General features: G+C 54.5%; 10 protein-coding genes. All 10 read right to left on the reverse strand.

Annotation, left to right across the window (positions count from 1 at the left end):
* Positions 1-41: 41 nt before the first annotated feature.
* The 10 genes from OHL23_RS09415 to OHL23_RS09455 all read right to left on the reverse strand — a co-directional run bounded on the left by OHL23_RS09415 (position 42) and on the right by OHL23_RS09455 (position 12,861).
* Entirely contained in the window at positions 42-680 is a 639-nt protein-coding gene (locus OHL23_RS09415) for a response regulator transcription factor (RefSeq protein ID WP_263351523.1), read from the reverse strand.
* Between the two features lie 366 nt (positions 681-1,046).
* A complete protein-coding gene (locus OHL23_RS28805) occupies positions 1,047-1,796 on the reverse strand; it encodes an RNA polymerase sigma factor (protein ID WP_396127305.1) in 750 nt (249 codons plus the stop codon).
* 27 nt (positions 1,797-1,823) lie between these two features.
* A complete protein-coding gene (locus tag OHL23_RS09420) occupies positions 1,824-2,381 on the reverse strand; it encodes an RNA polymerase sigma factor (protein ID WP_263351524.1) in 558 nt (185 codons plus the stop codon).
* A 905-nt stretch (positions 2,382-3,286) separates the two neighbouring features.
* Positions 3,287-3,736 carry a hypothetical protein gene (locus OHL23_RS09425; RefSeq protein ID WP_263351525.1) on the reverse strand — a complete coding sequence of 150 codons (450 nt, stop codon included), beginning with the start codon at positions 3,734-3,736 and terminating at the stop codon, positions 3,287-3,289.
* Positions 3,737-3,798: 62 nt separating this feature from the next.
* Positions 3,799-5,067 (reverse strand): TolC family protein, encoded by a 1,269-nt coding sequence (locus OHL23_RS09430; protein WP_263351526.1) that lies wholly within the window; start codon positions 5,065-5,067, stop codon positions 3,799-3,801.
* Positions 5,068-5,219: 152 nt separating this feature from the next.
* Complete coding sequence (locus OHL23_RS09435) at positions 5,220-6,839, reverse strand: MFS transporter (protein WP_263351527.1); 1,620 nt, start codon at positions 6,837-6,839, stop codon at positions 5,220-5,222.
* Positions 6,836-7,981, reverse strand: a complete 1,146-nt coding sequence (locus OHL23_RS09440; RefSeq protein ID WP_263351528.1) for an HlyD family secretion protein — start codon at positions 7,979-7,981, stop codon at positions 6,836-6,838. Before OHL23_RS09440 ends, OHL23_RS09435 begins: the two co-directional genes overlap by 4 nt.
* A 68-nt stretch (positions 7,982-8,049) precedes the next feature.
* Positions 8,050-8,484 (reverse strand): universal stress protein, encoded by a 435-nt coding sequence (locus OHL23_RS09445; RefSeq protein WP_263351529.1) that lies wholly within the window; start codon positions 8,482-8,484, stop codon positions 8,050-8,052.
* A 215-nt stretch (positions 8,485-8,699) separates the two neighbouring features.
* Positions 8,700-12,194, reverse strand: coding sequence for a two-component regulator propeller domain-containing protein (locus tag OHL23_RS09450; protein WP_263351530.1), 3,495 nt, complete (start codon positions 12,192-12,194; stop codon positions 8,700-8,702).
* Positions 12,178-12,861, reverse strand: a complete 684-nt coding sequence (locus OHL23_RS09455) for a LamG domain-containing protein (protein ID WP_263351531.1) — start codon at positions 12,859-12,861, stop codon at positions 12,178-12,180. Before OHL23_RS09455 ends, OHL23_RS09450 begins: the two co-directional genes overlap by 17 nt.
* Positions 12,862-12,937 lie beyond the last annotated feature (76 nt).

The raw sequence follows: 12,937 nt of genomic DNA on the forward strand, positions 1-12,937 counted from the left end.
TCAACCAAATAGACTCTACTCAATCTTGCGGAAAAACTGTCTTACATCTTCCCATGGGATGTGCTCATCATCTCGAGCTCGAGCTTGCCTGCCAGCTTGACCAATGTCGCAAAGGAGTCGGCCTCCATCTTTCGCATTATGTGCCCACGATGGATTTGGACGGTGTACTCGGTGATCCCCAATTCAAAGGCCGCCTGCTTGTTCAGCAGACCTCTTGCCAAAAGTGAAAGGACCTCTCGTTCGCGCGGGGTCAGGGATTCATACCGAGCCACTAGCCTGGCATACTCCACTGCCTCTTGACGGGTCGCGTAATCTTGCCGCAAGGCCCGCTCGACTGAAGCGAGAAGCGCATCTTCATCAACCGGTTTGGTGAGAAAATCAACTGCGCCCCCTCTCATCGCTCTCACGGTTGATGGGATGTCGCCTCGCCCGGTGAGAAAGATCACAGGTATTGAAGTCTTTGTCGAAATCAGCTTCTGGACCTCCAGGCCACCCAATCCGGGCATCTTGAGATCGAGGATGAGACACGCGCAAGAGTCTCGGCGGGCAAAATCAAGGAAGTCCTGTCCAGACGTAAAGATCTGCACGCGCTTGCCGTTAGCCCGTAAGAGCGTAGACAGCGCCTCTCCGACGCTGGTCTCGTCGTCCACGATATAGACAAGCTCATTCGCCGGTTCCATGAATGACTCCTTCCGAACAGGCACTTAACGGTCAGCGGCCCACCGATAACGGTGCGATCGAGACGCGCCTTGCGAAATCCCTTGACGTTAGGCATTATACCTGCAATGCCAACCCAGAATGCGTTTACCTCGACGGCGTGGCATTACATAAATATGGAATAGCCTCGGACGATGTTTGCGGTATAAGGGCCTGGACTCGGCACCCGGATTGCGATCTGGAATCCTCCTCGATACAAGTAGCGGTTCTCATCGGAAGTCGTGGTTCGATCCTACTGATCGGAAATCTCGGTACTGCACGCAGTTCCTGGTGAGGTCCCGAACCTTACACATTAACGATTGAAGCGGTGCTTCGTAGCGGTGGACAACTCACTTGCGGGGCTTGGAGATTCCATATCTCGCAAGTGAGGAGCGCAGCCTCACTTTCCCCCGCAGAAGACGAGACTTCGCTGCGGCCAAAGAGATATCCTGCGCCTTCGCCGTTTCTTCCAGGGAACACTCAGATCCGTAATAGTGGTTGACGACGGAGCGCAGCCTCGGGGGCAACTTCTCAACTTCTCGCCTCACAAGAAGGATGGTCTGTTGTTTCAGACAGATCCCTTCAGGTCCTGGCGATCGATCTACGAACTGTTGTAGTTCCACTATTCCCGTGTCCAAGCTGTTCGTACAAGCAAAGGTTTCTCTGCGAACTCTTCGTTTCCGCATAATCATCAATGCCGAATTCACTCCGATGGCTGTGAGCCAAGTGGAGAATTTGCAGGACCGGCGAAAGGAAGTCACATGCATACAGGCTCGCAATAGAGTGTCCTGAAGTGCGTCTTCTGCGTCCTCTTGGTTCCGCACGATCCTGAGTATCTTGTTTCTTACGATTGAAGAATGCCGTCCACACAGTTCAACAAATGCCTGCTGATCTCCGCCTTGTGCGGCAGTGATCAAATCATCGTCTGAGACATTAGAGTCACCATACGCGTAATTTCCATCGTGAAAGCTCGATGGTGACAACGGTTGCGAGCCGAGGAAATTGTCGGCCTCCGACTCAACGTTCGTGAGACTCTGTCTGCGGGGTATTTCAGCCGTTGGGATATTTCCCTCATTTGGATTGTAGAAAGTGGTACTCATTTGTTCCTCCACTGTGAACAGACCGGGTTAACGCATCGCGAAACGTTGTGAAATATTGCTGAGTTCATCGATTTGGCTTACTTGATTGTTGACCCGCTGTCGCGCCTTGTTTATGTCTCGAGGTGGCCTACCTAGCAGCAATGCGCAGTCACATATCGAATAGCGTTCGAGAACACAAATAACGAAAACAAACCGATCCAACTCCGGAAGGTCGAGAATCGCTTCAGACTCTGCAATTGCACCTAGCGAGTCATCTTGGGAGAATGCGATTAATCCGTTGTCCGCTTCGTCGTTCGTATTGATGAACTGCTCACCTCCGGAGCACATGACGTGGCGGATGGCATTGCGAATAACCATGCGACGTGTCCAACTGAGGACCCATTCCTTGGAAACTGAACTACTTGCCATGCATTCTCGAAAGGCACGAATCAAGCATCGCTTTGCGGCTTCCGAGTTCGCAGTGAGCAACAGGGCCAGTCTTTGCAAACCTACCCGTTCGCACTCGAATATCCTGACAAACTCTTCTTTGCTGGCGTATTCACATCTGTCGCTTATTGTCTTGCTGAACCAATGGACCTTCATCACATTAGTTCCTCCGTATGCCCACATCGTGGTCCGGGTCCTTCGGTTTCATTTCGCGATGACTAGCGTTTCAAGGAAGCCACAATCTTTTGAGTGTCGCTCTGGGATCGAGGTCGGACGAACATGCTCTTCAAACGGTAATGTCGGTCTGACTATGCATTTCCTTGCTCTACCTGAGCACTCTCGCTTTCACTAAGCCGCAGATCACGCTCGGTTCAAGGTGACCGTCCATTTGGCCTCATCGTTCTTTCCGTACAAGGCGATCCTACTGCCGAATCTGCGCCCAGAACATTACATGTTTCTGGTAACCCTATCGAGTGACAGTCATCCATGCTCCTTGTTCCGAGGGCTGCGGCGGGTGCTCGCAAGCTCAAATACGTATCTGCAGTCTCAGTCGGCGGGGTCTTGCGAACGAATGATCCCTTCGCGGTACAGTCGGTTCAACACACGAACGCGACCGACGGGGATGTCTACGGTGTGGCAACGGAGTTGTTTACCTCTGGGGAGAAGTTCGCGTTTCTGCAGTGCCGGTGTTCGCGGTACCCACGCCACATCAAATATGTAGCGGCTGCTCATTTCCCAACAGACGTCATCTACGCAGTGAGAGTATCTCGATATCCGAATTCCAAATGGACCTTCGATGTTGGGACCGGTCATGTGGGAGCTACTTTGGCGCAGGGCACTAACATCAGGGTCAATAATGCGGTCGCATTCGCAGCCGACTTCCGCTTCCAGGAACGACCGGCGAGGTATAACATTCACAGGAACAATGGGACGGAACGGCGCTATATCGCGCAGATCCTTCGCGGACATATCATGCGGAAGATAGAAGCCGATTGTTTCGCGACTCTAGCCAAGCTAGCAAAAGGAAGTTTGCAAGAAACCGCTCCCGAACTGAATATCTCGCGCTACTCGCCTCTCCAATTAGCTCGCGTGTAGACCGCGCGAAGTTCAGATCTGCACTTCAGCGCGAAATCGTTGAGAGGATCTGCGTGTTGCTCCAGAGCGGCCGATTTCATCTGGTCGAGGCTCATGTTCTTCTCGCCGAACCTTTCGACGAGCTTCTTTACAAACGCTTCTGCCGCCTCGAGCACGCTGGAGGAGGCGAAGAGCCTGATCCGGTTCACCAGCGCGTACATCGCCACGATCTCATCGAGATTGTCCAGGCTCTGCGAAAGCGCCTTGGCATAACATGATGTTCCCTGTCGTATGAACTCTGAGTAGAGTTCTTCGCGTTGCGCGATTTCTCGATTAGTCAGCTCTCGCTGCATCACGCTTCGTTGGAGAACGAAATTGCTGAGGACCGGAGTTGTAGCGCCGATAACAGAACCGCTGAGCGCCGCCAAAACACTGGTCATAGTACTATCCATGGAATTCAACCTGCCTTTGCGTGGGAACCGTCTTTCGTATGAAATCCCCTCTACTGAGGCATCTGGCCGATCGTCCTCTTCAAGTCAGCCTCCGCCAATGAGAGGCCACAGTTAGCTTCCAGCAAGGATGCGGTTGCGCTTGCCAGGTCAGCATGGCTCTGACTGCGGGCGGAGTCGAGCGCCGCAGTCTGCTCAAACTGTCGATCGGCAAGCCTGGCCGCTTCTGTTCGGACCTTCAAAACCTGTCCAGCAACATCAACCATCTGCCTGAGTTCGTCGACTCTGTCATAAATGCCTTGCACCTGAACTTCAATCTCAGATTGCAGCTTGTCCACTGTAACTTCCGCAGAGTGGACTTCACTCCGGGCTTCCCGGACTTTGGCTTCGCGTCGCCCGCCGTCGAAGAGATCGTAGCCCAGTGAAAACCCGAATGTTCCGAAATTATGGACGAGAAATGGCACACCGCTCTGATAGCTGTACCGGGAGAGAGCTGTCACATCGGGTATGTAAGCATCCTTGGCTGCCGTCAGGCCCGCTTGGGCTTTAGTAAGAGTTTGTCGAGCCGCTTTGAGGTCCTGGTTCTGATCCAATGCGATCCGTATTGCGTCAGTCCGCGATGGAATGTCGAGCGCAACCGCAGCCGCTCCGGGATCGAGATCAATTGGTGTCTCAACCGGGAGTCCAAGAACATCTGCAAGTTGACGCTGCAAATCGTTTCCTTGCAGACGTAAAGTCAGGCTCTCCTGCTGCACTTGCAGTATGGCTGCCTTGCTCTGAAGAGCCGATATTTCAAGAGCGTTGCCCCTCGCTACATCGTTTCGGCTCTCCTCATCCTTGATCTGGGCTGCGGCTAATTGGTCCTGGGATGCCTTCAACTTTTGTTGGTTGATCAATATGTTGTAGTAGAGCTGGCGGACTTGCAGTGCAATAGAATCCTGGGTTTGATCGAGTTGTGTCTTGGCGATGAGCAAATCTTGTTTTGCAGCAACGTTCGCCTGGTGGATGCGAAACAACTGAGTAAGAGGCTGCTCTAAGCCCGCGGCCCCGGTGTATCCAGTGTCACTTCCTTGATCGACAACGAGCGGCTTTGCCGGTACCGGCCCTGTCGCCGGATAGTTTCCAAACGCGCCTTTTGGAATCTCAATGCCTGCCAGCTCTGTGATATGAAGAACACTGCCGCTCGCTTTGATTTGAGGCAGATAGTCGGACCTCGCTTCGTCTTTCTTACTCTGCGTCTGCTCGACTGAGAGACTGCGGAGGTGAATAGAATGATTTTGCTTTAGAGCAAGATTGATCGCTTGCTCGAGCGTTAATTGCATCGGATTCGCAGAGGGTTGTTGCGCTACAGAATTTGTGACGAATGTCGAACCTAGGAGTACCAGGGGTAAGCACAGCCTGGCTGCTGCGCGTAGCTCTCGGCGTACTGCAGAGCCTGCCTTCATAATCTGTCCCCTTTCGTGGAGTTTGCTTCTCATTTGGCGTCCACTGGTGCAGCAGTGACTTGTCGATACTGGGTTGGCACTGTGGACATGAAGGCAACCACGGCGAGGCAAGCTACGCAGCACGTAGCCAGGAGCAGAAAGCTGTCGGAGATTGCCAGCGTAAAGGCTTGCTGGCGAACCTGCAGCCCCAGTACCTCCGCGGCGCGGCCCGCTGCGGTGAGGCCAGTTGAGTATGGAGCGAATGCGTGTTGAAGGCCGAGGAGCCTGTAATCCGTGGGGCCATTTCCAAGCTGGACATTCAACCCAAGCATGTTCGAGTGGAACTGTTCTCGAACAGCGATGAAGTGCCCCATAAATGTTGACCCCATCTCGCCCCCAAACAAACGGGTAACCTGGAAGAAGCCTGCAAAGGTCAACACGTCAACGGGCCGTTGCAACGCACCGGTGTCAAAAAGTTCGAGCACGATAGCGCCAACCATCGAGTTGAAAGCTAACGCCAGCCCAATGGCCATTACTGCCTCGGAGATTCCAAAGTCGGGCCCTGCCCACACCGCGGTGATACGCGCATCGAGCAAACATGCGACCCCTACCAGGCTGAATCCGGCTGTAAGGATTAGCCGGGGATCAATTCTCCGCATCAGAGCCATTGCAGCTACGCCGAGCACGAATTGCGGAAGCGCCACCCAAGCCAGGACGGTGGCTTCTTGCAAAGGACGGAATCCTCGGACCGAGCCAAGAAAGCTGGGAATGCTTACAACTGTAGCAAGCATGATGAAGCGGAAACTGATAAGGATCGGAGCCAGCAACAGCGTGTTCCTGCGCATCAGGAACCGAAAATTGATCAGAGGATTGGGCAACAGGAAATGCCGAACTATCGCTGTTAGTATCAGCATGACTCCTGCGGCCACCAATCCTATGATGAGCGACGAATGAAACCAATCCAGTCGTTGCCCCTGGTCGAACGCCGTATAGAGAAGCGCAGCCCCGAGGCTCGCATACAGGAAGCCCCTCCAATTCGGAGTGGGATGCCCCGGCTGCGGTTTTGGAAGCGGCTGCCAGGGAATACCAAAGTAAACCAGGACAATCATGATTGGAGTCAGGACGGTGCCGTTCCAGAATATCCAACGCCAGGAGAGATGTTCGATGAAGAATGATTCCCATGCCTGCGCCATATCTGTCGTAAAGATGATGTCCGTCGCATACATCGCTATCCCCATCAACACAAAGCGTATCGGCAGGTTCCTGAGCACGAAAGATAACGTTAATGGATAGAACGTACCCGCGCTAAGGCCAGCGATGATAAGCAGAGCGATGACCACTTCGAGTGAATGGCAAAGAGGGATCAAAAAACTTACTGCGGTGAATATCCATGCACAAGCCAAAAGTACTCGTCTGGGACCGAGGAGGCCCCCCAGATATACAGAAAAAGGACCGATAAACATCATGGACGCGTTGAACGAGGTATTAATCCAAGACGCCTCATCAACCCCGAGATGCAATGCGCCTCGTATGTCAGCCAGACCTACGCTCATTAGTCGCCCCGTGCATGTCGCGATGAGTGCACCGAGGAGCACGCCAGCGACGCCAAGCAGTGGATGTGTTGTGACTACCGGGTGTGTGTCTTGGGCGTTAGTATCAGGATCTGTCATTGGCCACCGTCCAATCGTCCTCCAGCCTTTCCGGTATGAACGGTCACAACTGCCGAGAACCCCGGCCGCAACTGGTCCAGATAAGGTTGCCCCGAGAAGAAGACGACCTTTACGGGCACGCGCTGAACCACCTTGGTGAAGTTGCCAGTCGCATTATCCGGCGGCAACAGGGCGAACTGAGAGCCGCTGGCGGGAGACAACTGCTCAACCTTGCCGTGAAACACTCGACCTGGAAAAGTATCGATACGGACATCCGCCGTGTCGCCAACTCGCATATTAGTCAGTTGAGTTTCTTTGAAATTCGCCTGCACCCAGACCTCGTTTTGAACCAGATCGATCACCTGCGTTCCGGGAGCGACCAATTGGCCGACGAGTGCGCGGCGCTCCCCGACCGTCCCATCGGTCGGTGCAGCGATTTGCGTGTAGGCCAGATTCACCTGGGCGACGACAATGGCAGCCTTCTTCGCCGCTATATCAGCCTTGTAAACATCATCTTTTATATTCAGCGCCTCCCGTTGGCGCTTCGCAGTCTCAAGTTGACTTTGGCTGGCAACCAGGGCTCCCTCGGCGCGCGCGAGATCCGCTTTACGCGACTCAACCACGCCGCTGAGCTGGCCCTTCTGTGCGGTGGCAATTTCCAACTGCTGGTGAGTTGCCGCCTTTGAGTCGAACAGAGCCTGTTGACGCTGCAACTCTGTCAAAGCGCGATCAAGTTCGGGGGTTGCCGAGGCAATGGCAGCTTTGGCGGCGTCGATGGCGGCTTCAGCCTGTACAATCCCTGCCTTCGCCGCTTCGATTTGAGCGTCCTGTATTCTCTTCGCCGCCTGATTGTCTGCGAGGGAGGCTTCAGATGCGGCTAGTGCGGCCTGGGCCTGATTTAGGGCCGCTCGATAGTCGTCGTCGTCAAGCTCGATAACAGCCTGGCCCGCTTTGACGCTCTGATAGTCACTAACGTTCACCTTGCGGACTGTTCCGGAGATTCGCGTGCTCAGAGGCGTCATGTCAGCCCTCAGGTAGGCGTCATCCGTCACCTGATCAGGACGGTTTCCTTGCCAACCAGTCCAGTGACCCGCAATGCCGAAGAGAAGACCCGCAGCAGCCAGCAAGACGATCAGCGGTATGATCCACGATTTTTTACTCATGCCGTAAAGCCTCCGAGCCTAAATCAATTTCGACTGAAATAATACGCCGCTGCTCTTGACCAATGCGCTCAATGCACACCGAGCACGCCGCAGGGAGCTTCTTGTGCGAGGTCATATACGAAACTCCAAGGACGGGATAAATAGAAGTCGTGCCGATGGAGACCAATGACGAGCAGATCTGCACTTTCCGCCCTGAGATAGTGAAGTATGGCCTCTACCTCTTGACCTTCTACGATCGAGCCTGTTGCGTGAACTTCATGCTCCTGCGCTAAGAGTGACGCCTTTTCATGCAATTCACCGTGGACTCGGCGTCGGCCGTCCTTCATTGCGCTGGGGGCGCTTGGATCGACAACGATGGCGAATGAGGCATAGGCGGGAAGATCTCCCAGGTGGGACACCGTTGCGAGCTCGGCATTGCAGCCCCGTGCGAGGTCAATCGCCGCGCGAAGCGCACGCTGCGATTCAGGCAAATCATTCAAGGCGGCGACTATCTTGGAGAACATAGCGACTTAAGCGGAACCGACACGGATTCTATCGTATGAGTCCAGCTCAAGTCGTCGCTATTACATATTTCTGGTATAGACCGTGCGGCCTTGAAAAACTGGGTAGGCGCGGATTCGTCTACAAGGAGCATGTAATTTATCGAATTCGGACGGCTTGCTACGATCGCACTGTTCTTCTGCTGGAATATTTCATTCCGGCTGCGTGCAACTCAGAATCAGATTGTCGCAGGCCCTTTCACGACTGCGGTTGGCAGAGTGAAATGAAAGGTTGCGCCTCGTCCGCTGTTGGATGTGGCCCACAAACGGCCACCATGCGATTCCACGATGGAACGACTGATCGCCAACCCCATGCCGCTGCCTTGAGGTTTAGTGGTGAAGAAGGCATTGAAGATCTCGTCCGCTTTTCCGGCCGGCAATCCTACGCCGGTGTCACTGACTGAGATCAGCACCTGACCGCCCTCGCCAGGTCCCGTTTTGACCGTGAGCACTCCGCCGGTCTCCTTCATCGCTTCGATACCGTTGAGCATGAGGTTCATCAATACCTGCTGCAGTTGCACCCGGTCCGCCGTGATTTTGGGAAGATCGGTGGCAAGGTCCGTACGAATCGAAACGGCGTACTCGTTGGCTTCGCTCCGCAACAGCAGGACCATTTCGCCGATGACGTCGTTTATCGCGACCAACTCTCGTCTGGGAAAGGACTTTTTGTACAACGATCGCAAACGGTCAATAATCTCCGAGGCAAGGACGCCCGCTTCGATGATCCTTTCGGTCCCTTTGCGTACTTCCGTCAGATCGGGCGGGTCGCGCTGAAGCCAACGCAAAGATGCCTTGGCGTTGGCGGTTGTGACCGTGATTGGCTGTGCGAGTTCATGCGAGATGGAGGCGACCAGTTCTCCCATCGTGCTGACCCGATTGGTGTGTGCAAATTCTGCCTGCAGCTGTTCCGCACGCTTGTGATCTTGAATGTCGGTCGCCACGCCATACCATTTCACGACCTTTGCTCGCTTGTCCCGCAGCGGCACGGAACGGCACAAAAACCACCGAAACTCCCCGTCGGTGCGGCGTATGCGCATCTCTTCCTCGAACGGCTCGCCACTGGCAAGGCTCGCGCCCCAACGTCGTACAATTCGGTCCCGATCTTCGGGATGAGTAGCAGATTTCTCGACTCCCTCCGCCTTTCCCAACTGCGACAGGCCGGTATATTCAATCCAGCGTCGATTCCGAAATTGAACGGCCCCATCGCGTCCAATGATCCAGGCCATCGCCGGAATAGTCTCAATGGCTTCGCGAAGTTTTCCTTCCTCCCGCCGCAATTGTTGCACTCGGAGCTGATGCAGCCCCCAAAGGACCGCCAGAAACGCAGCCACGCACAACAAGCGGAACCAGTAAGTTTGATAGTAGGCCGGGGCGACGTTCAAAGCGATCGAAGTTTCAGGCCCGTTCCACAGCCCCCTGCTGTTGCTGGCAATTAGCCGGAATCGATAGGAGCCGGGGCCAAGGTTCGTGTAAATGGCTTCTCGGGCTGCAATCGGCTGGCTCCAGCTACTGTCGAAACCTTCGAGAAAATATCGAAAGCGGATCCGCCCTGGCTCCACGAGGCTAAGCCCCGTGTACTCAAATCTGATTCGCCTGGGAGATGGAGGAATTTGAACAAAGGCGGCGAGGTTTGCGATGTTGTCATCGGCGGTGATTGCATCGATGTGAGGTAGCGTGGGAACTGAATCGTCATTGATCTGGGATGAATTAACAACCGACAAGCCGCTGCCAAGTGAAAGCCAGATCATGCCCGCTGAATCCGAGACCACCGATCGGCTCCGCTTCACTCCTTCAGTGCTCTCGAGACCATCGGACTGGTCATACTCACGAACGTCGACTGCTTTCATAACACCGCTCAGCAGTTCGTCGCGCGGAATGCGCAAAACGTGGTCTGAGGTCGCGATCCAAAGCCGGCCGTTTTTGTCTTCTTCAATGCCGAATATTGGTGCTCGCAGGGACTCAGATACTCCGCGGGGTACATACACGTGCCCATCTCTGAGGTAAGCGAGACCTCCAGCCGTTCCTATCCACAGGATTCTAGTTGAATCATGCAGGAGGCAGTTGACATCCTCGGAGGGTAATCCATCGTTGCCGGTATAGGTTCGCCATCCCTTCTGCGACATGGCACTGACGCCCTTCGGGGTCCCGAACCACATCGTTCCGTTTGGGCCCTCGGCAATCGACGATATTGTGTTCGCCGCTAACCCATCTGAAGTCGTGTAATTTGTGAAATGACCGTTCTTTAGCACGCTTACACCCTTGCTGAGAGTACCGGACCAGACGGTACCATCACGGCTCTGATAGACCGCGTACACTCTGTTTTGTGCGAGGCCGTCTGCCTGCGTGTAGGTCTTGGCTCTAAATGAACTGCCTGAGTAGCGCAGATGGGTGAGTCCACCCTGTTGTCGTCCCACCCAGACATCATCCTTGCCGGTGCCGGTAATGGAGTAGACGACATCGTTGGCGATCCCATCGGCAGTGACAACCGCACTTTTTCCTTCCTTCAGCCACCGCAAACCACCCTGGATGGGCGCAATCCAGGTGCGGCCGCCGGAGTCAACGTGCACTGGTCCCATACTCTGCGATTTCAAATTGGGAAGGGAGTACGTAACGAAGGCGCTGTCTCGCAGTCGCTCGAGGCCGTGTGCGCTACCGAACCATATGCTTCCTTCCCGGTCTTCGAAGAGCGCATCTACCGGTCCAGTGGTACTCAGGAAAGAAACCCCGTTTGCGTTGTACCGAAACAGTCCGCGACTCGTGCCAACCCAGATGTTCGAGTCCCGGTCGCGAAGCATGGAAAGTACCTCGATATTGCGAAGGGAAGGCGGTACACCAGCCGAAGTAAGCTCTGTTCCATTCCAGCGCAGCACACCCTTCGCTGTTCCGACCCACAATTCTGAGTTTTGAAGAGGCAGAACGCAGTTAATCTTTGTATCATCCCGTCCATTCGATACGCTCGAAACGCGGCCTTCCTGGAGATGGAAGAGCCCTCGGCCTTCCGTGCCAAGCCAAATCTTGCCGTCATCAGTCTGTGTCATGGAGATCACCAGCGAGGACGGCGCCGCCAAACGATCAAACCAACTGAAGGGAGTTGCTCGCTGGTCAGGAGCTTCGTTGTACGCGGCTCTTGCAGCGTCGGCCAGAAGAGTTGCGGACGACAGGGTTCGAAATCGGTTGTCACTGTATGTGACTGTTCCCTCAGCTAATGATGAGAGCAAAACCGCACCCGATGTTCCGCGTGCCATTGCCGTTGTGCCGTTCTCAGACCAGCCGCGGATAAGCTCGAAGTTTCCATTGTGATAACGAAAGACGATGGTGTTTTGTAACAAGATCCAGAGGTGATCGCTTGGGTCGACCAGGAGTGTTCGCACGGGACCAATCAGCATAGAATCAGGGTGGGCTTGCTCGAACTGGTGAAAATTCAAACCGTCGAAACGAACAAGACCTTTATCTGTCCCAATCCAAAGATAGCCATCGGAAGTCTGTGCGATAGCAGTTATGGATCCGCCCGGCAAACCTCCCTCCGTTCCCCACGAGTCGTGGAGATATTGCGACACGGTCCGGGCGGGATCGAGCGCAGACGCCGAAACAGCGAACGAGAGAACCGCGAGTCCGGCAATGGCATACCTGAGAAACCGGCGCCCTCCAAAAGCGTCCTTACGGAAGGTATTCAAACTTCTCAACCACAACCTCGCTTGGCTTCTGCATAGGATTTTTGTCGCTCGCAACGGCGAAAAATATCAGACGGAGGATTGCCTTACCCGGTTCTGGTATGCCAGACGTGAACTCATGTTCAGAAACGAGTTGCCCTCCGGCATCAGCCGATCTTCCGCGGAAGGTCTTGAAAGTTGCATGTCCAGATTCCCAATGCAGAGCGTACGTCAAGGTGCCTGAGGGTGCCGCAAAAGCGAACAGGTTCCCAGGAATGTACAACGGTTGAATTTCATCTCGGGCATTGTTCTTATTCGCAGAGTCATGCCTGCCGCCGACCTCTACGCCCATCTCGCGAAAGTGCTGATCGGTAGCCCATTCGTCGAAGGTGAACATACTGAAAACAGCTGCGGGTTCTAAATGAGAAGTATCACGTACTGTTACCGAATACGTGCCGTACCCGAGACTGCGATTTAAGAATATTTCTGCACACGACCATCTGTCCGATTTCTTCTTGATCTGCATGTGGAGCGCCCCGCTCGCATCGGTCCATGCATTTTCAGGATCGTAGAGATTGTTCAAGCCTCCCTTGACACTTGCAATCATGCGAACACGCCAATCATAGCCGCTGAATTTAAGCGATCCGGTCGGGTTAAGCTGCGGCGTGCCAACGCCCTTCACGATTGTCACGAGAGCAATGGAGCCGCCTTGGGCCGGAGCTGTATCCATCACGGGCGGTGGACTATAATCCGGCTCCACGAGTAGC

This window comes from Acidicapsa acidisoli (assembly GCF_025685625.1).
GTDB lineage: Bacteria > Acidobacteriota > Terriglobia > Terriglobales > Acidobacteriaceae > Acidicapsa > Acidicapsa acidisoli.